This window comes from Streptomyces sp. NPDC054840 (assembly GCF_053611065.1).
The window spans coordinates 1-17,908 of the sequence record NZ_JBSGZP010000062.1 but is presented as its reverse complement, the minus strand read 5'-3'; the positions used below and the strand labels follow the sequence as shown (position 1 = coordinate 17,908).

The window sequence follows — 17,908 nt, the reverse complement described above, 5'->3', positions numbered from 1 at the left end:
GTCGGAGGGTGCGAGGGAGCATCCCTCTCAGGAGTGTGCTCAGCGTCCGTCCCAGGAGTGTGCTCGGCATTCGTCTCAGGAGTGTGCCCCGCGCCCGGAGTCCGGGGGAGCCCCGGGTTGTGGATGCGGCCCCGGACCCTCCGGCAGCTTGTAGCCGGACTCCCGTTCCGCCCGGACCTCGTCCGGATGGGTCGAGGTGGTGGAGCCGAAGTTCCCGTAGCCCTGCATCTCGTGCGGCCGTAGGCCGCCCTCGGGGATCTCCACCTGGTCCCGCTCCTCGCGGACCTCGAGCACCGCCCCGCCCTCCGGGAGGTGGGGCTGGCTCTCGGTGGTGGGCGGGGGTGGCTCTTTCGCCCGCACCTTCTTGCCCAGCACGAAGCCGCCCAGCAGGAAGCCGGCGACGACGATGCCGACGACCAGGAACCAGGCGATGTCGGCGAGGGTCGCGTCCACGCTCAGGGTCGTGTCCATACCGACCATGTTCCCGCACGCAGGTCCGAAATGCTTCGCTATGCCCCGGATGCCTTGGGCTATCCGGGGTACACGCCTCGTGCGCCTCGTGCGCCTACCCGCCGGACGAGAAGGAGACCGACCATGCCCCGCGGATCTTCCCCCAAGCGCGAACGGCAGTACGAACACATCAAGGAAGGCCTGGAAGAGCGCGGCGAGCCCGAGAAGAAGGCGGAGGAGATCGCCGCCCGGACCGTGAACAAGGAGCGGGCCCGGGCGGGCGAATCCAAGACCGCCAGCCGGGAATCGATCGAGGACATCTCCTCGTCCCGGCGCGGGGGCCTGCGCTCCCACTCGGGTGCGCAGGGACCCACGTACGAGCAGCTCTACGCCGAGGCCCGGCGCCGCAACATCCACGGCCGCTCGGACATGAACAAGACGCAGCTCAAGCGGGCCCTCGGCGAGTGAGGGTCCAGACGCCCCCTGGCCCTGTCGTCGAAGTCCCCACCCCCAGCCACCGCTGAGAACCCCACCGGGCCGGCGGCGCCCTACGGCATCGGACGCCGCAGGCCTGTCGGCGCCACTTCGACGACGACAGGTTCAGGAGTTGATGGGGCCGTCGGCATCCCGCAGGGCGTCGGCGGCCTTGCGTTCCCCGAGCGTCCCCAGGATCTCGGCGCAGATCGCCAGCGCGGTCTCCGCCGGGGTACGGGCACCGAGGTCCAGGCCGATGGGGCCGTGCACCCGCGCCAGTTGGGCCCCGGTGACCCCCGCCGCGAGCAGCCCCTCCCGCCGCCGGGCCGTGGTCTTGCGGGAGCCCAGCGCCCCCACGTACGGCACCTCCTGGGCCAGCGCCACCCGCAGCGTCGGCACGTCGAACGACTCCTCATGGCTCAGCATGACCAGGCACGCGGAGTCCCGGCGCGCCTCCAGCACCTTGCCGGCCTCCTCCGGGCCGCTGACCAGCACGGCCTCCCAGCCCAGCAGCAGCGCCTGCCGCTCGATGATCTCGGCCAGCTCACCGCCGCCGCCGATGACCACGCACGGGGCCGACGGGAACGCCTCGACCAGCACCAGCCCCGACCCCGCGTACAGCGCGTCGCGCCCGGCCCGGCGGGTCGCCAGCAGCTCGCCCGCCCGCCGCCCGGCATCGTCACCCGGCGCGTCCGTGGCCCGTACGACCTCACTGGCGGCCTGGTCCGCGGCCTCGTTCAGCCGGGTCACCAACGCCACCCCGACCCCGTCGCCCAGTAGCTCCCACCACTCGGCCGGGATCGCGGCGAGCGGCTGCAGCAGCACCTCGGCCTGCCCGCCGCAGGTCAGCTTCGCGGCCACCGCCTCGGCCGCCCGTACGGACACCTCGCACACCCGCGCCGTGCCCCCGGGCGGCAGGGCCGCGACCTCGGCGGCGAGCTCGGCGTCGAAGACCCCGCGGTAGAGCGTGCCGACACACTCCCCCCGGGCGTCGATGAGTACGGCCCCGGCCGGATCCCGCGGTCCGAACCCCTGCTCGGTCACCGGCCGGGCCAGATACCCGGCCCGCCCCTCGGCCGCCCACTGCCGCGCCGTCTCCACCAGCTCACGCATCCGCGCCGCCCCTTCTCGATCGTCAGAGCCCGCCACAGGACACCTGGCCGGCGGCACCTGTGGCCTCACACCCAACGTACGCACGCACCCCACCCCTACCCACCCCCCGAATCCCACAGACCCCGCCCCACCTCCCTCGTACGGACCACCGGAAACGGCCCCGCGCCCATGCGGCGACACCGCGCCCACCGAAGGCCAGGCCGCGCCATTGCTTGCGTCTCGCCCGCCATCGCCGCGTACCGGACACGCCGTAGAACAGGCTCAACGTCAGCATCCCCAGGAGCAACGCCCCGGCCACGAGCCACAGCCGGTCGGCGTCGCGGGCCTGATGGCTCCGCCGCCCGGGGTCGTGCTGACCCAGGCGCACCTGGATGGCGAAGAAGGCCAGGCTGGTTCCCAGGGCCACCACCAGCGCGGACAGCAGCCCGCGCGGCCAGCCCGAGGGGAGGAAGGTGAGCAGGTCATCCCGGAAGAACACGGGATAGCCCCCGACCACCCCCAGGAGCAGGCCCACCGCCAGCAGCGCCCGGTACGCGGTGCGCCGCCGCCCCTCATTCCCCGGTCGGGCCAAGGCATGCCCGAGCCGGCCGAGTACGAGCAGGACGACGAGCCCGCAGACGAGCAGCATCCAGACCGGGAAGAAGAGGGCGTCCGGGCTGCGCGCAAGGACGGCCTGGATGGAGATGGGCAGGTCGCTGAGCGGGACACCGAACGCGCGGTAGTAGGCCTCGTTGTACTGGTTGCCGAAGTAGTAGAGCAGCCCGAGGACGACGGTCCCGGGCGCCGCGAAGTACGCCAACTTCTCCAGGAACGAAACCTCGGGAGGCGCCGATGGCGGCCGCCGCGCGTTCACGGGCATGCGCCCAGTCTCTCCGCCCGCTTCCGGCCCCGCACGTAATGACCGCCCGCCTGGCTGACACTCCGCGACGCCGCCCGGCCCCCCTCACTGCCAGGGGCGGGCGATGACGCCGATCGCCGAGCGCTTCGAGTGTCCGAGTTCTCAGCACAGGGTGATGAAAGAGGTTGAGGGCCGGCAGACGTGCGAAGGTCGCAGCAGGCGTACTGAGGGGCACAACGCAACGCCCGGCACATGAGGCGGGTCAAAAAGGGTGGAATGCGTGGTCCTCGAAACCGGGGAGTCGCACGCGGCTGAATATGACGTAGACCGGCCTGTAGGGCGTCTCGGTCCGGATGCTCTCCCACTGATCCAACTCGTGGGTGCAAAACCCGCGCAGGAGCGAACTCATGCCAGGTTGAGCCAGGGCGGCAGTTGACCGCAAGCCCCCGCGTGGCGCCGGACGGCCGGGGCCGCGTGGAGACGCAGACGCCCCGTCAGACCGTCGGCCTTCCGGGGCGGTGCGTGGTGTGCGGCGGGGACGCCTACTTGATGTTCAGCGCGACCGTGTCGCCTTCGGTGAGGTTGTCCAGCGGAATCGTCCTGCTGAACGTTTGGGCCTTCTTCCCCGGTGCCTTACACGTGACGTCGACTGTGAGGCTGAACTGTGAGTCCAACGGGGCGTCGAGGCTGATGGGGCCGAACGTCGCCCTGCGGTTGGTCGGGTTGTTGGTGGGAGCCGACGAATCGTCCTCATCGCTGTCCAGCGATACCCGAGTGGGCACAGAGTTGTTGGGGGCCGGGAAGGCGTTCTTGCAGGTCACCTTGCCGTTGAAGGACACCGTCCCCACTGGGGGCGCTGCCGAGGCCTGACCAGACGTCAGGAGGCCTCCGACCAGTACGGCGGTGACGATGGGAGCCATGGTCACGAGGGTGCGAGACCTGCCGGAGATGCGGAGCATGCGTGACGTGCGCGTAGACATGGGACCACCTGCTCGTTGGCGTACGAGTAGTTCTGTGGAGGCCGACCCTGACGCCGACGCGACAAGCGTGGCCCTGACGCCGACACGACAGGCGCGGCTCGGAGATCGCCAGGTTTCGCGGGGTCGTTTGTGACCGGGCCCTATTTCAACTGCCGCGCTTCGACCAGCTCATTCGGCAGCCGCCCCAGGCCCTTCACTCACCACGTTCCTACAGCGCCTCCCGGCCCGCAACCGGAACGGTCCCCCTGCGCCGCCCGGGCACTCCCAGGGAATCCGAGGAGCCGCCGGGACCTCGCGCCTTGCTGTACTGCTCCAGGGGCTGCCGCACCCCGGAGCCACACTCAGCGGCCGGTCGTACAGCCGGTGTTGTTGTGGACGAGCCTTTTCCGGTCTCTTACGTCAGGGCATGGGACCGCAAGAAGGGGCGCCGACTGGTCGCCTTCTTCGCCGTCATGTACTTCGCAGCGCTCCGCCACTCGATTTCCGCCACTCGATCTCCGCGACACGAATCCCGTCTTCGGGAAGCAGTGGACCGGCAGCGGCGAGCGCCACGACATGCGCGGCCTGAAGTCCCGTGAGGCCAAGGATGGCCGGCCGGTCCCGATGCCGCCGCCACTGGTTGCCATGCTCCGTGTTCACATAAAGGAGTTCGGCACAGTTAAGGACGGCAGGCTCTTCACGAACGACCGGCTCGGTCTCGTCGGAAGCAGCACGTACTGGCGGTCTGGAGGGACGCCCGGGAGTACGCGCTTCCTCCAGAGCTGCAGACATCCATTCTCGGTGGGAGGCCATACGGCCTGCGCCACTCCTGCATGACAACCTGGCTGAACGCCGAAGTCCCTGTGGCAGAGGTGGCCCGCAGGGTCGGGAGACCTCCATCCGGCGGGCCTTGGACGCCGGCTGGAGCGCGGACGAACTCCTCGACCGCCTCACCACCGCGAGCGAGCGCGGCACCCCCCCTGCCCCATCCACTGGCCTACACGATCAAGGACACCGCCCAGACCCACGGACAACTCAAGGTCGTCCGCTCCGCCTGCTGCATCCGCTCGGACGACACCGCCCTGATCGCCGAGGTGGCCCAGTCCCGAGCCCTGGCCAAACTCCGCCTGCGCCGGATCGCCCCCACGGTCCTGATCTCCACAGCCCCGCCGGAGGAGACGCTGTCAGCCCTCCGCACGGCCGGATACGCCCCCAGTCAGGAAGCCGAGACCGGCTCCACGCTCCTCGACCGCGCCCCCACCGACCGCGCGCCGAGCCTCCTGCCCACCCTGGACCCGTGGCCACCCCCTGAACGGCAAACCGGTCCGCGGCGTCCCGGCGAGCGCCCGCGGGCTGGCCTGCGCACTCACCTCGGCCGGCTAGGAGGCGTGGGTCCTCGATGAGGGTGGCCCGACCGCCGCACAGCGCCGTCAGGTCTTCCCGATCGGAGGTGAGCGCGGTGACGGGGCCGGGCGAGCCGAGGGGCGGTGGCGCATAGCATGGCATCGGTGTCCTACATGTGCTTTCGCACGTCGCGCCCCGTTCGCCGTCCCGGATTTCGCCGATGGGAACGGGCGGCCGTGCCGCGTCGCTAGGCTGCCGGGATGAACACCGCCACGCCACTTCTCCTTGATCTGGACTCGTTCCTCGCCCGGGCCGAAGAGCGAGGCGCTCCGCTGGACGCGCGCGCGGCCGGGGCCGTCCTCGGTCTGCTCGCGCTGGGCGAGGCACGCCGCCGGACCGGCTTGCCCGAGCCCACCGAGGAGCTGGCCGAGGAACTGCTGCACATCCTGCTCCCGCTGTACGTCAGCGCCACCGAGGAAGAGCTGCCGGGCTTCGTGGCCGCGCTGGTCGCGCTGATCGACCACACCCACGAGTCCGGCCGCCTCAACGCCAAGCGGCAGGCGAAGCTCGTGACGCGGGTGCACGAGCTGGCCGAGGGCTTCACCCAGGCGATGACGAGCCCCCGCCGCCTCACCTGGCCGCGGCTGTACGGAAACCTGCTGCGCGCCGCGGGCGTGGACGCCACCGATCCCCGGGCTGTGCGCGCCTGGCTGGAGGCGTTCGCCGCGACGCGCCCGCACGCCGAGCGGCACGCCGCGCTCGGCTTCGCCGCATCCTCCCCGAACGGACCGCTCGCCGAAGCGGCTTACGCGGAGGCGTTGTGCGCGGAACGCTCCCGGCAGGCCCGTCCCTTGCTCGCCGCACGGCTGGAGGCCGTTGCGCTGGCCGAGCAGGCGCGGCCCCGCCCCGGCGAGGGCCTGCTGGTTGCCGATGCCCCGGCAGGCGAGCCGGACGACGAGAGGGACGACTGGTACGAGGCGCAGGCGGCGGTGCTCACGGATCGCTGGACGGCAGCCGGGCTCGACGCCCTGCTGCGCGGACCCTTCGCGCACCTGGCGCCGAGCGGTGGCAGCACTCCCACTCCTCTCCTCGCCCTCGTCGAGGCCATGGCCGGCCAGCACCTGGAGATGTTTGGCGACGCCTTCGCGCCGCTGCCCCCGGCCCCGTTGCCGGCCTCCCCGGAGGAACAGGCCGCGCTGCTGCGTTCCGCCCCGTTGCCCCAGCTCCTGGCGCAAGCCGCCGCCGATCCGCAGGGCGCGGACGAGCGAACGCGCGAACTGGCGCTGGCGAGCGGCTTCCTGGTGCGGGGGCAGGGCGGCACGCCGAGCGCGGGGCCATCGGCCGAGGCCTGGCGTGAGGGTGGCCCCGCCGAGCTGACCGGACTGGCCCTGAACCTGCTCGGTGCCCTACTGGCGCAGTTGGCCGAGGAGGAGGAGACGGCCGAGGAGTACGACGGTGAGCACCTGATCACCCTCTACCTCCTGTGCGAGCAAGCGGGGATGGCGCAGTCCGTGGCTCGCGTGGCCGCCCTGAACGCCATGTGGTTCGTGCCGCCGGGCCATGAAAGCGACCCCGACACGTCCGTCCCGGCCACCGGAGACTACGAACTGCCCGACCCCCAGGCTCTGTCCGCGGTCCTGGGACTCCCGGCACTCACCGCGTCCGACCGTACGGATCTGATCCCGTCCGCTGCCCGCCTCGTGCGCCTGATGGACCGCCTGGCCGCTCTGGGTGTCACCGAACGGACCGGAGACGCACTCAGCCTCACCCCACTCGGCTCCGCCCTGCTCCGCGACGCCCTCCTCCTGGGCCTTGGAGGAGAAGCCGCCGATGTCTTCCCCACGCGGGAGCAGATGCTCGCCTGCGACGCGGAACGGCTCGTCGCGGCGGCCCAGTGGTGGCCGAAGCGGGCCGCCCGGCAGGCCGTCGGGGACTGGCTGGCCGCGCAGTGCACCGACGGATGGACTCCTCTGTGCGCTGCGATCTCCGCCGCCCGCCCTGCGGAGGAGCCCGCCAGGCGGCGAGCGCTGCTCGCCACTCTCGACGCGACGGCCGTACCCGACGAGGCCCTGTACGCACTGCTGACCGACCCGGTCCTGGGCGGCTGGGCCGAACACACCCTGCACGCACGCGGCCAGGCGCCCGACCCCTCAGCCGTTCCGCTGTCGGCCCGCGCGGTGTACCTGGTCGACGCGCTCGAAGCCGTACGGATCGACGCATCCCTCGACCACCGCATGACGGCGGCGCCGAACGAGGAGGAGCCCGAACTGTTCGCCGAGGTCCACGCCGCCTTCGACAAGGCTGCGGCAGCCTGGCCCGGCGGCGGCCCGGCCCTGGTCACCGCCCTGACGGCGGCGGACCCGTACACATCGGCCTTCCTGGCGCAGCAGCTCTCACACCACCCCGACCGCGCCACCGCCGAACAGGCCCGTCGAGCCTGGCGAGCCTTCCAGACCAGCGATACGACCCGCTCCCCGGGCAGGAAGAAGCCCGCCAAGCGCGCGGGCGGAAAACGCAAGCGGCGCTGACCGACGTGAACGCCGGGCCCGGGCCGCGCGGGGCCGGGGCCCGCGCCCGCGACGTGGCCGCCCGGCTCCTGTCCCCGGACCGCCCGGTCAGTCCACCTGCGTGACGAACGCCTGCCAGGCGCTGGCCCCGAACCCGATCACAGGCCCGGCGGGCCGCTTGCTGTCGCGGACGGGGACGATGCCGGGGATGTTGTCGGCGACCTCGACGCAGTCGCCTTGGCCGCCGCTGTGATGTCGGAGAGCTTGCGGCCGTCGTCGGGCGTCGTGAACGTGCCGCGTCGAACAGGTGGCTGTGCGCGGCCTTGTTCCGGTCGCGGCGCAGCCGGTCGAAGTCGTCACGGTCTCGGGGACGAGTACCCCGGCACGCGTCAGCGCGGTCAGCCGGTCGACCTGCCGGTCGCCCTCGATCCGCATACCGATGCGGGTGAGCAGCTCCTCGGCGCGGACCTCACCGAACTGGCCGGCCTGGACCAGGGACGAGTTCGGGTGCGTGAATACCGTGGCTTCCGCCGAAGCGCCGTAAAGGGAGAGCAGCGGCTGGCGTTGGTACAGGACCCCGAAGTTCGGTGATCCCTTCGCGAAGTCGCGGAGCCTGTCGTCCATGGTGTCGGTCCCCCCCCCGAATGCTGGTCTGCGGGTATCCATGGTGCGAAACACAAGAAGACCCTCCGAACAGTAATGACACTGTTTGGAGGGTCTCTTTGGCACTTCCTGCGAAGTGCCCCCGGCAGGATTCGAACCTGCGCACACGGCTCCGGAGGCCGTTGCTCTATCCCCTGAGCTACGGGGGCGCGTCGTTGGTGTTGCGGCGACGGGTTGAACACTACCAGCTTCCGTGGGGTGATCAGGAACGGGTTTGCGGGGGCGGAGGGAGGGGTTCGCCCGCAGGGGGTGGAAGTGGCGAAAACCCGGACGCGGGGGCCCGGGCGGACCTACTCTCGAGTTGTGCCAGGCGTCTCAGGCCGGGTGCTTGTTGTCGACGACAACAAGGTCATCCGGCAGCTGATCAAGGTCAATCTCGAGCTGGAGGGCTTCGAGGTCGTGACCGCGAACGATGGTGCCGAGTGTCTGGACGTCGTGCATCGGGTGTGCCCCGACGTGATCACCCTTGATGTGGTCATGCCCCGGCTGGACGGGTTCGGGGCGGCCGCGCAATTGCGGGCCGATCCGCGGACCAGGGACGTGCCCGTCGCCATCGTCAGCGCCTGTACGCAGCACGAGGTGGAGGCCGGGATCGCGGCCGGGGTGGATGCCTTCCTCGCGAAGCCGTTCGAGCCCACCGAGCTGGTACGGGTCGTGCGCCGGCTGATCGAGCGCAAGGACCTGCGCGACGGAAGGAAAGGGGCGCCCGCCGGGAGGGGGAGGGGGATTCCCCTCCAGTAGTGCGCCCCCCTCCCATCGGTTCCGGTTGTCCGGGCTCTGTTCACATGGCGAAACCCTTCGACTGATGACCGTGCGTCTCCCCTAGGCTGGGTCCCGTGACCCCCGCCGACCTCTCCCGTTGCGTCGTAAGCGCCGTGCGTTGCGCCGTCGAGGACGGTGAGCTGGGTGGGGTCGTGCCCGCGCGGGTGGTCGTCGAGCGGACCAGGCCCGGTGGGGTCGGGGAGTACGCCACTCCCGTCGCCTTGCAGATCGCGAAGGGTGCCGGCCGGCGGCCGGCCGAGGTTGCCGAGGTGCTGGCCCGCCGGTTGGGCGGGGTGGCCGGGATCGAGCGTGTCGAGGTCACCGGGGCCGGGTTCCTCAATTTTTCGCTGCGTTCCGCTTCCCCCGCCCAGCTCGTGCGTGACGTGCGCCGAGCCGTGGTGATCGAGGTCCCGGACGGGCCGTCCCGCGAGCCGCGCGAGCGGCTCGTACGGGCCGCCGTCGCGCGGATCGAGGCCCTGCAGGGCGTCCCGCCCGGTCCGGACCCCGTCGTCGCGCCCATCGCCCGCCGCGACGGGGACGTGCTCGCGCGGTACGGGGCCGACGCCGTCGCCTGGGCCGTGCTCACCACCCCCGCGCGCGAGACTCCCGAGTTCTCCGACGCGCTGCTCGTACAGGGCGAGGGCAACGCGCTCTTCCGGGTGCGGTACGCCCATGCCCGCGCCCGTGCCCTCGTCCGCAATGCCGCTCAGCTGGGCCTGAGCCCCGAAGCCGGTGACGACGTCGACGCGCCCCGGCTGCTGCGCGCTCTGGCCGATCACCCCCTCGTCCTCGAAGCCGCCGCGCACCACCGCGCGCCCGAGCGGCTCGCCCGGCACCTCGTCGAGCTGGCCGACGCGCTGCTCGACTTCCAGTACCGGGTCCTGCCCAAGGGCGACGAGAAACCCTCGGCCGCCCACCGTGCCCGGCTGGCTCTTGCCGAAGCCGCCGGGACGGTGCTGGCCGGCGGCCTGGCCCTGCTCGGCATAGACGCACCGACACGCCTGTGACCCGCGAAGAGAGATACCGATGAGCCGTTCCGCGCACCCCGCCGGGCCCCGCCACGCCGACGTCCTGCCCGAGGGGCACTACTCCCCGCCGCCCGCCGACCTGAACGCGCTGGACGAGAAGGTCTGGGCCCGGACCGTGGAGCGTACGGCTGACGGGGTCGTCGCCGTGGGCGGCATCGAAGTCACCCGGCTCGCCGAGGAGTTCGGCACCCCCGCCTACTTCCTCGACGAGGAGGACTTCCGGGCGCGCTGCCGGGCCTGGGCGCACGCCTTCGGTCCCGACGCCGACGTCTTCTACGCCGGCAAGGCGTTCCTCTCCAAGGCCGTCGTGAAGTGGCTGAAGGAAGAAGGGCTGAATGTCGACGTGTGTTCCGGTGGGGAACTGAGCACCGCCCTCGCCGCCGGGATGCCCGCCGCGCGGATCGCCTTCCACGGCAACAACAAGTCCGAGAGCGAGATCCGCCGGGCCGTCGGGGCCGGGGTCGGGCGCATCGTGCTCGACTCCTTCCAGGAGATCGCCCGCGTCGCCCACATCGCCCGTGAGCTGGGCGTACGCCAGCCCGTCCAGATCCGCGTGACGGTCGGCGTCGAGGCGCACACCCACGAGTTCATCGCCACCGCGCACGAGGACCAGAAGTTCGGCATCGCGGTGGCCGACGGGTCCGCCGCCGAGGCCGTGCGCCGGGCGCTGGGGCACGACTCGCTGGAGCTGCTCGGCGTCCACTCCCACATCGGTTCGCAGATCTTCGACATGGCCGGTTTCGAGGTCTCCGCCAAGCGCGTCGTGCGGCTGCTGGCCGCCGTACGGGACGAGCACGGCGTGGAGCTGCCCGAGATCGACCTCGGCGGTGGCCTCGGTATCGCGTACACCTCGAACGACGACCCGCGCGAGCCCCACGAGATCGCCAAGGCGCTGCACGAGATCGTGGCCCGGGAGTGCGAGAGCGCCGGGCTGCGCGCCCCCCGCATCTCCGTGGAGCCCGGCCGCGCGATCGTCGGCCCTACCGCGTTCACGCTGTACGAGGTGGGGACGATCAAGCCGCTGGAGGGTCTGCGGACCTACGTGAGCGTCGACGGCGGGATGTCCGACAACATCCGCACCGCCCTGTACGACGCCGAGTACTCCATCTCGCTCGTCTCCCGCACCTCCACCGCCGAGCCCATGCTCGTACGCGTCGTCGGCAAGCACTGCGAGAGCGGCGACATCGTCGTCAAGGACGCGTTCCTGCCCGCCGACCTCGCTCCCGGCGACCTCCTGGCCGTGCCGGCGACCGGCGCGTACTGCCGCTCCATGGCCAGCAACTACAACCACGCGCTGCGCCCGCCCGTCGTCGCCGTGCGTGACGGACAGGCCCGAGTGATCGTCCGCCGCGAGACGGAGGAAGATCTCCTGCGTCTCGACCTCGGATGATGAAATAGGTGTCTCACTCAATGGACCGAGGATGGAAACTGCTGTCCATTGAGTGAGACTGGTTCCACCCGGCGGGCAAACCGCCCGCAGGGTACCGATGGAAGATCGAAAGGCGTAGGTCGAATGATGCGTACGCGTCCGCTGAAGGTGGCGCTGCTGGGCTGTGGAGTGGTCGGCTCAGAAGTGGCTCGCATCATGACGACGCACGCCGACGACCTCACGCAGAGGATCGGCGCGCCCGTCGAGCTCGCCGGCGTGGCCGTGCGCCGCCCTTCCAAGGTCCGTGAGGGCATCGATCCCGCGCTCGTCACCACCGATGCGACCGCCCTCCTCAAACGCGGTGACATCGACATCGCCATCGAGGTCATCGGCGGCATCGAGCCTGCCCGCACCCTCATCACCACCGCCTTCGAGCACGGCATCTCCGTGGTCTCCGCGAACAAGGCGCTGCTCGCCCAGGACGGCGCCGCGCTGCACGCCGCGGCCGAGCAGCACGGTCTGGACCTCTACTACGAGGCCGCCGTCGCCGGCGCCATCCCGCTGGTCCGCCCGATGCGCGAGTCGCTAGCCGGCGACAAGATCAACCGCGTGATGGGCATCGTCAACGGCACGACGAACTTCATCCTCGACAAGATGGACTCCACGGGCGCCGGGTACCAGGAGGCGCTCGACGAGGCCACCGCCCTCGGGTACGCCGAGGCCGACCCGACCGCCGACGTCGAGGGCTACGACGCCGCCGCCAAGGCCGCGATCCTGGCCGGCATCGCCTTCCACACCCGCGTCCGCCTGGACGACGTGTACCGCGAGGGCATGACCGAGGTCAGCGCGTCGGACTTCGCCTCCGCCAAGCGGATGGGCTGCACCATCAAGCTCCTCGCCATTCTGGAGCGCGCCGCCGACGGCCAGTCCGTCACCGCCCGCGTCCACCCGGCGATGATCCCGCTCAGCCACCCGCTCGCCTCCGTACGCGAGGCGTACAACGCCGTCTTCGTCGAGGCGGAGGCCGCCGGGCGGCTCATGTTCTACGGGCCCGGCGCGGGCGGTGCGCCCACCGCGTCCGCCGTCCTCGGCGACCTCGTCGCCGTCGCCCGCAACAAGCTCGCCGAGGCAACGGGGCCCGGCGAGTCGGCGTACACCCAGCTGCCGGTCAGCCCCATGGGGGACGTCGTCACCCGCTACCACATCAGCCTCGATGTGGCGGACAAGCCGGGCGTCCTCGCCCAGGTGGCGACCACCTTCGCGGAGCACGGCGTGTCGATCGACACGGTGCGGCAGCAGGGCAAGGACGGCGAGGCCTCCCTCGTCGTCGTCACTCACCGCGCACCCGACGCCGCCCTCTCCGGGACCGTCGAGGCGCTGCGGAAGCTGGACACCGTCCGCGGTGTCGCCAGCATCATGCGTGTTGAAGGGGAGTAAGGACCCATGAGCAGCAATCGCACCCACCAGTGGCGCGGCATCATCGAGGAGTACCGGGACCGCCTGCCGGTGACGGACACCACTCCCGTGGTCACGCTCCGCGAGGGTGGCACTCCTCTCGTCCCCGCTCAGGTGCTCTCCGAGCGCACCGGCTGCGAGGTGCACCTCAAGGTCGAAGGCGCGAACCCGACCGGGTCCTTCAAGGACCGCGGTATGACGATGGCCATCACCAGGGCCAAGGAGGAAGGCGCGAAGGCGGTCATCTGCGCCTCCACCGGCAACACGTCGGCCTCCGCCGCCGCGTACGCGGTGCGCGCCGGGATGGTGTGCGCGGTGCTCGTGCCCCGCGGCAAGATCGCGCTCGGCAAGATGGGCCAGGCGCTGGTGCACGGCGCCAAGATCCTGCAGGTGGACGGCAATTTCGACGACTGCCTGAACCTGGCCCGCGCGCTCTCCGACAACTACCCGGTCGCGCTGGTCAATTCGGTCAACCCGGTGCGTATCGAGGGCCAGAAGACGGCCGCGTTCGAGATCGTCGACGCGCTCGGTGACGCGCCCGACATCCACGTGCTGCCCGTCGGCAACGCGGGCAACATCACCGCGTACTGGAAGGGCTTCAAGGAGTACAAGGCCGACGGCCTGTCCACCCGTACGCCCCGCGTGTGGGGTTTCCAGGCCTCCGGTTCCGCGCCCATCGTGCGTGGCGAGGTCGTCAAGGAGCCGCACACCATCGCCACCGCGATCCGGATCGGCAACCCGGCCTCCTGGGAACACGCGCTGGCCGCGCGGGACGAGTCGGGCGGCTTCATCGACGAGGTGACGGACCGCCAGATCCTGGCGGCGTACCGGCTGTTGGCCGCGCAGGAGGGCGTCTTCGTCGAGCCCGCGTCGGCCGCCTCGGTGGCCGGTCTGCTCAAGGCCGTCGAGCTGGGCCTGGTCGACCCCGGTCAGAAGATCGTGTGCACCGTCACCGGCAACGGCCTGAAGGACCCCGACTGGGCGATCGCCGGCGCTCCGCAGCCCGTCACCGTTCCGGTGGACGCCGAGGCCGCCGCCGTGCGTCTCGGCCTCGTCTGACGGCGCCACAGCGGCAGCGCCGTACCGCGCGGCACAGCAGCACCGTGTGAGCCGGGTCCCGGAGGGCTCGTGAGGGCCCGCAGAGGCCTTCCCGAGATCCTTCGGAACCCGGCAACTCACCCCGTACGGCAACAAAAATGCGGCAGAAGTCGGTCGAACTCGGTCGAAGTCCGCGACACGCATCGTGCGCCTCCTGTGCGCCCTATGTCGCGGGAGAACCTTCCTTCGATACGCTGTACCCACATCCGCCACCGCGCATATGACTGCGGTGCTGCCCCGAGAGCCTTCGGGTGTCGTACGTTCTCCAGTACATTCGCAGCGAGCCAGCGAAGAGCGAAGATCTCGCACAGTCACAAGGAGTGTCATCGGACGATGGCCGGTCCAGCGTTCCGCGCCGCCGCCGTACGGGTGCGCGTCCCCGCCAGCAGTGCCAACCTCGGCCCCGGCTTCGACGCCCTGGGCCTGGCCCTGGGGCTCTACGACGACGTAGTCGTCCGGGTGGCCGACTCCGGTCTGAACATCGACATCGCCGGTGAGGGCGCCGACACCCTCCCGCGGGACGAGAGCCACCTGCTCGTACGCTCCATGCGCACCGCCTTCGACCTGCTGGGCGGTCAGCCGCGCGGCTTGGAGGTCGTCTGCGCCAACCGCATCCCGCACGGCCGCGGCCTCGGTTCCTCCTCCGCCGCCATCTGCGCCGGCATCGTCGCCGCCCGCGCCGTGACCATAGGCGGCGAGGCCAAGCTCGACGACGCGGCGCTGCTCGAACTCGCCACCGAGATCGAGGGCCACCCCGACAACGTCGCCGCCTGTCTGCTCGGCGGATTCACCCTCGCCTGGATGGACGGCGGCAGCGCCAAGGCGATCCGGATGGAGCCCGCCGAATCCGTCGTTCCGGTGGTCTTCGTACCCTCCAGGCCGGTCCTCACCGAGACGGCGCGCGGCCTGCTGCCGCGCACCGTCCCGCACGTGGACGCGGCCGTCAACGCGGGCCGCGCGGGCCTGCTCGTGGAAGCCCTGACCAGGCGTCCCGAGCTCCTCCTGCCGGCCACCGAAGACCGGCTCCACCAGGAGTACCGGTCCCCGGCGATGCCCGAGAGCGTGGCACTCGTCAACAGGCTGCGGGCGGACGGGATCCCCGCGGTCATCTCCGGTGCGGGCCCCACGGTCCTCGCGCTGGTCGACAACGGTGCGGCCGACAAGGTCGCGCGGCTCGCGGGCGAGGGGTGGGCGGCCAACCGGCTCGCACTCGACGCCGCGGGCGCGAGCGTACTTCCGCTGGGCACCCAGGGCGGCTAGACCCGCTTTCCCGGAGTGCACAGCCGGTCAGGGGCGGGCGGCCAGGGCAGGCCGCCCGCGCGGAAGGGCGCGATTGCCGGTGATTGAGAGGGGGAATACCTATTGGATCCGGTAGTGTTAGTCTCAAGTGCGCATCGGAAGCCGCCATGGCTCGGTGCTCAGTGTCCCCATTCGGGACCACATTTCTTCCGGGAGCCTCCCCGACTGCTTTGATCACTTCCAGCAGTTTCGAGCACGCTCCGGAATCGGCGTGACATTCCCACGCTTCCAGCTCGGGGGCTTCTCGCCGGAACCAGCCATGCACGTTTCTTCCGCCGTATTTCTACCGGCGGACCACCGCCCCGGCACGGTCCACACCTAGGACCGTTGTCGGACAGCACAACCGGTCGCCGAGCCAGACAGGCCGACGTCCGCTCCAGGGAAGGACCCTTCGTGAGCGACACCACCGATCTGATGGGCGCTGCCGACACCTCTGTCGACACCAGTGCCCCCGCCGCGGGCGCCGCACCCAAGCGTCGACGCACCGGCACCGGCCTTGACGGCATGGTCCTGGCCGAGCTGCAGCAGGTCGCGTCGGGCCTCGGGATCAGGGGCACCGCGCGGATGCGCAAGAGCCAGCTGATCGAGGTCATCAAGGAGGCGCAGGCGGGCAGCGGTGCTCCCAAGGCCGCCGCCTCCACTGCCGCAGACACCGCCGAGACCAAGCCGAAGCGCCGCGCCACCAGCAAGGCCCGCACCGGTGAGGCCGCCGCCGAGGCGCCCGCCGAGAAGCCCGCCGCGCAGGCGCAGATCGAGATCCCGGGCCAGCCGGCAGGGGGCCCCTCCCGCGCGAGCGCAGCCGAGACCGGGGGAGACGACGCCCCGGTCGGTGAGCGCCGCCGCCGTCGGGCCACGGCCCCCTCCGGCAGCCCGGAGGCCTCGGCCCCCGTCGCCGTACAGGTCGAGCAGAAGACCGAGACCGTGCCCGCGGCCACCGCCCCGTCCGAGGCCAAGGCCGAGGCCGCCACCGCGGTCTCCGGCGGCCAGGCGCAGGGTCAGGACGGCGAGGGCCGCGGCCGTCGCGACCGCCGTGACCGCGGTGACCGTGCCGACCGCACCGACCGTCAGCGCGACCGCCGTGACCGCGGCGCCAAGGCCGACGACCAGGGCCAGGGCGGCCAGGGTCAGGGCCAGGGCGCGCAGGGTGGCCAGGGCGGCGGTCGTCAGGACCGTGCCGACCGTGCCGACCGCGCCGACCGCCAGCAGCAGGGCGGCCGCGGCCAGGGCCAGGGCCAGGGTCAGCAGGGACGTCAGGACCGCCAGGACAACGGTCCCCAGGACGACTTCGACGGTGAGGACGGCCGTCGTGGCCGTCGCGGCCGCTACCGCGACCGCCGTGGCCGCCGTGGCCGCGACGAGTTCGCGCCGAGCGAGCCGCAGGTCGCCGACGACGACGTGCTGATCCCCGTCGCGGGCATCCTCGACATCCTCGACAACTACGCGTTCATCCGGACGTCGGGCTACCTGCCCGGCCCCAACGACGTGTACGTCTCCCTCGCCCAGGTCCGCAAGGCCGGCCTGCGCAAGGGTGACCACACCACCGGTGCCGTGCGCCAGCCCAAGGACGGCGAGCGCCGCGAGAAGTTCAACGCCCTCGTGCGTCTGGACTCGGTGAACGGCATGGCGCCCGAATCCGGCCGTGGCCGCCCGGAGTTCCAGAAGCTGACCCCCCTGTACCCGCAGGACCGGCTGCGCCTGGAGACCGACCCGGGCGTGCTGACCACCCGCATCATCGACCTCGTGTCGCCGATCGGTAAGGGCCAGCGAGGCCTGATCGTGGCCCCGCCGAAGACCGGTAAGACCATGATCATGCAGGCGATCGCCAACGCGATCACCACCAACAACCCCGAGTGCCACCTGATGGTCGTCCTGGTCGACGAGCGTCCGGAAGAGGTCACCGACATGCAGCGGTCGGTCAAGGGCGAGGTCATCTCCTCGACCTTCGACCGCCCGGCCGAGGACCACACCACCGTCGCCGAGCTGGCCATCGAGCGCGCCAAGCGTCTCGTCGAGCTGGGTCACGACGTGGTCGTCCTGCTCGACTCCATCACCCGTCTGGGCCGCGCGTACAACCTCGCGGCGCCCGCCTCCGGCCGCATCCTGTCCGGTGGTGTCGACTCGACCGCGCTGTACCCGCCGAAGCGCTTCTTCGGTGCCGCGCGCAACATCGAGGACGGCGGCTCGCTGACCATCCTGGCCACCGCGCTCGTCGACACCGGCTCGCGCATGGACGAGGTGATCTTCGAGGAGTTCAAGGGCACCGGCAACATGGAGCTCAAGCTCGACCGGAAGCTCGCCGACAAGCGCATCTTCCCGGCCGTCGACGTCGACCCGTCGGGCACCCGCAAGGAGGAGATCCTCCTCAACGCGGAGGAGCTCGCCATCGTCTGGAAGCTGCGCCGGGTGCTTCACGCGCTCGACTCGCAGCAGGCGATCGAGCTGCTGCTCGACAAGATGAAGCAGACGAAGTCGAACGCCGAGTTCCTGATGCAGATCGCGAAGACGACCCCGTCGGGCAAGAACGACGACTGACGTCCGGCTCGCGCATC

Annotated in this window: 15 protein-coding genes and 1 tRNA gene; 10 read left to right on the top strand and 6 right to left on the bottom strand. The window is 71.3% G+C overall.

Annotated features, from left to right (window positions below):
* Positions 1–75 precede the first annotated feature (75 nt).
* Positions 76–471: a DUF6479 family protein gene (locus ACWGIU_RS07315; protein ID WP_453703268.1), complete on the bottom strand. Its 396-nt coding sequence runs from the start codon at positions 469–471 to the stop codon at positions 76–78.
* Positions 472–594: 123 nt separating this feature from the next.
* On the opposite strand from ACWGIU_RS07315, the gene ACWGIU_RS07310 reads away from it, so the two are divergent.
* Positions 595–918 carry a plasmid stabilization protein gene (locus tag ACWGIU_RS07310; RefSeq protein WP_453703266.1) on the top strand — a complete coding sequence of 108 codons (324 nt, stop codon included), beginning with the start codon at positions 595–597 and terminating at the stop codon, positions 916–918.
* 132 nt (positions 919–1,050) lie between these two features.
* Here the strand turns inward: ACWGIU_RS07310 and ACWGIU_RS07305 are convergent, their stop codons facing one another.
* From ACWGIU_RS07305 to ACWGIU_RS07295, 3 genes are all read right to left on the bottom strand, one after another.
* Entirely contained in the window at positions 1,051–2,037 is a 987-nt protein-coding gene (locus tag ACWGIU_RS07305) for an XdhC family protein (RefSeq protein WP_453703264.1), read from the bottom strand.
* A gap of 22 nt (positions 2,038–2,059) precedes the next feature.
* Entirely contained in the window at positions 2,060–2,896 is an 837-nt protein-coding gene (locus ACWGIU_RS07300) for a hypothetical protein (protein WP_453703262.1), read from the bottom strand.
* 521 nt (positions 2,897–3,417) lie between these two features.
* Positions 3,418–3,795, bottom strand: a complete 378-nt coding sequence (locus tag ACWGIU_RS07295) for a hypothetical protein (protein WP_453703260.1) — start codon at positions 3,793–3,795, stop codon at positions 3,418–3,420.
* A gap of 872 nt (positions 3,796–4,667) precedes the next feature.
* Here ACWGIU_RS07295 and ACWGIU_RS07290 point away from each other — a divergent pair.
* Complete coding sequence (locus tag ACWGIU_RS07290) at positions 4,668–5,237, top strand: helicase-associated domain-containing protein (protein WP_453703258.1); 570 nt, start codon at positions 4,668–4,670, stop codon at positions 5,235–5,237.
* Between the two features lie 201 nt (positions 5,238–5,438).
* The gene (locus ACWGIU_RS07285; protein ID WP_453703256.1) at positions 5,439–7,706 is read left to right on the top strand and encodes a hypothetical protein; all 2,268 of its coding nucleotides are present in this window, start codon (positions 5,439–5,441) and stop codon (positions 7,704–7,706) included.
* Positions 7,707–7,793: 87 nt separating this feature from the next.
* Here the strand turns inward: ACWGIU_RS07285 and ACWGIU_RS07280 are convergent, their stop codons facing one another.
* A complete protein-coding gene (locus tag ACWGIU_RS07280) occupies positions 7,794–8,309 on the bottom strand; it encodes a DUF397 domain-containing protein (protein ID WP_453703254.1) in 516 nt (171 codons plus the stop codon).
* A 116-nt stretch (positions 8,310–8,425) separates the two neighbouring features.
* Positions 8,426–8,497, bottom strand: a tRNA-Arg gene (locus tag ACWGIU_RS07275).
* A gap of 106 nt (positions 8,498–8,603) precedes the next feature.
* Between ACWGIU_RS07275 and ACWGIU_RS07270 the strand changes: the two genes are divergently transcribed.
* The 7 genes from ACWGIU_RS07270 to rho all read left to right on the top strand — a co-directional run bounded on the left by ACWGIU_RS07270 (position 8,604) and on the right by rho (position 17,891).
* The gene (locus ACWGIU_RS07270) at positions 8,604–9,089 is read left to right on the top strand and encodes a response regulator (protein WP_453703252.1); all 486 of its coding nucleotides are present in this window, start codon (positions 8,604–8,606) and stop codon (positions 9,087–9,089) included.
* A 95-nt stretch (positions 9,090–9,184) separates the two neighbouring features.
* Positions 9,185–10,117, top strand: coding sequence for an ArgS-related anticodon-binding protein NrtL (gene nrtL, locus ACWGIU_RS07265; RefSeq protein ID WP_453703250.1), 933 nt, complete (start codon positions 9,185–9,187; stop codon positions 10,115–10,117).
* A 19-nt stretch (positions 10,118–10,136) separates the two neighbouring features.
* A complete protein-coding gene (lysA, locus tag ACWGIU_RS07260) occupies positions 10,137–11,528 on the top strand; it encodes a diaminopimelate decarboxylase (RefSeq protein ID WP_453703248.1) in 1,392 nt (463 codons plus the stop codon).
* A gap of 123 nt (positions 11,529–11,651) precedes the next feature.
* Complete coding sequence (locus ACWGIU_RS07255; RefSeq protein WP_453703246.1) at positions 11,652–12,944, top strand: homoserine dehydrogenase; 1,293 nt, start codon at positions 11,652–11,654, stop codon at positions 12,942–12,944.
* 6 nt (positions 12,945–12,950) lie between these two features.
* Entirely contained in the window at positions 12,951–14,021 is a 1,071-nt protein-coding gene (gene thrC / locus ACWGIU_RS07250) for a threonine synthase (protein ID WP_453703244.1), read from the top strand.
* Positions 14,022–14,393: 372 nt separating this feature from the next.
* Positions 14,394–15,320, top strand: coding sequence for a homoserine kinase (gene thrB / locus ACWGIU_RS07245; RefSeq protein ID WP_453703242.1), 927 nt, complete (start codon positions 14,394–14,396; stop codon positions 15,318–15,320).
* A 432-nt stretch (positions 15,321–15,752) separates the two neighbouring features.
* Entirely contained in the window at positions 15,753–17,891 is a 2,139-nt protein-coding gene (rho, locus tag ACWGIU_RS07240) for a transcription termination factor Rho (protein WP_453703240.1), read from the top strand.
* The last annotated feature ends 17 nt before the right edge of the window (positions 17,892–17,908 follow it).

What these genes read in the sequence shown, in the direction of transcription:
- ACWGIU_RS07315 (WP_453703268.1), bottom strand. Translation starts at nt 471, where the DNA reads ATGGACACGACCCTGAGCGTGGACGCGACCCTCGCCGACATCGCCTGG.
- ACWGIU_RS07310 (WP_453703266.1), top strand. Translation starts at nt 595, where the DNA reads ATGCCCCGCGGATCTTCCCCCAAGCGCGAACGGCAGTACGAACACATC.
- ACWGIU_RS07305 (WP_453703264.1), bottom strand. Translation starts at nt 2,037, where the DNA reads ATGCGTGAGCTGGTGGAGACGGCGCGGCAGTGGGCGGCCGAGGGGCGG.
- ACWGIU_RS07300 (WP_453703262.1), bottom strand. Translation starts at nt 2,896, where the DNA reads ATGCCCGTGAACGCGCGGCGGCCGCCATCGGCGCCTCCCGAGGTTTCG.
- ACWGIU_RS07295 (WP_453703260.1), bottom strand. Translation starts at nt 3,795, where the DNA reads ATGGCTCCCATCGTCACCGCCGTACTGGTCGGAGGCCTCCTGACGTCT.
- ACWGIU_RS07290 (WP_453703258.1), top strand. Translation starts at nt 4,668, where the DNA reads ATGACAACCTGGCTGAACGCCGAAGTCCCTGTGGCAGAGGTGGCCCGC.
- ACWGIU_RS07285 (WP_453703256.1), top strand. Translation starts at nt 5,439, where the DNA reads ATGAACACCGCCACGCCACTTCTCCTTGATCTGGACTCGTTCCTCGCC.
- ACWGIU_RS07280 (WP_453703254.1), bottom strand. Translation starts at nt 8,309, where the DNA reads ATGGACGACAGGCTCCGCGACTTCGCGAAGGGATCACCGAACTTCGGG.
- lysA (WP_453703248.1), top strand. Translation starts at nt 10,137, where the DNA reads ATGAGCCGTTCCGCGCACCCCGCCGGGCCCCGCCACGCCGACGTCCTG.
- ACWGIU_RS07255 (WP_453703246.1), top strand. Translation starts at nt 11,652, where the DNA reads ATGATGCGTACGCGTCCGCTGAAGGTGGCGCTGCTGGGCTGTGGAGTG.
- thrC (WP_453703244.1), top strand. Translation starts at nt 12,951, where the DNA reads ATGAGCAGCAATCGCACCCACCAGTGGCGCGGCATCATCGAGGAGTAC.
- thrB (WP_453703242.1), top strand. Translation starts at nt 14,394, where the DNA reads ATGGCCGGTCCAGCGTTCCGCGCCGCCGCCGTACGGGTGCGCGTCCCC.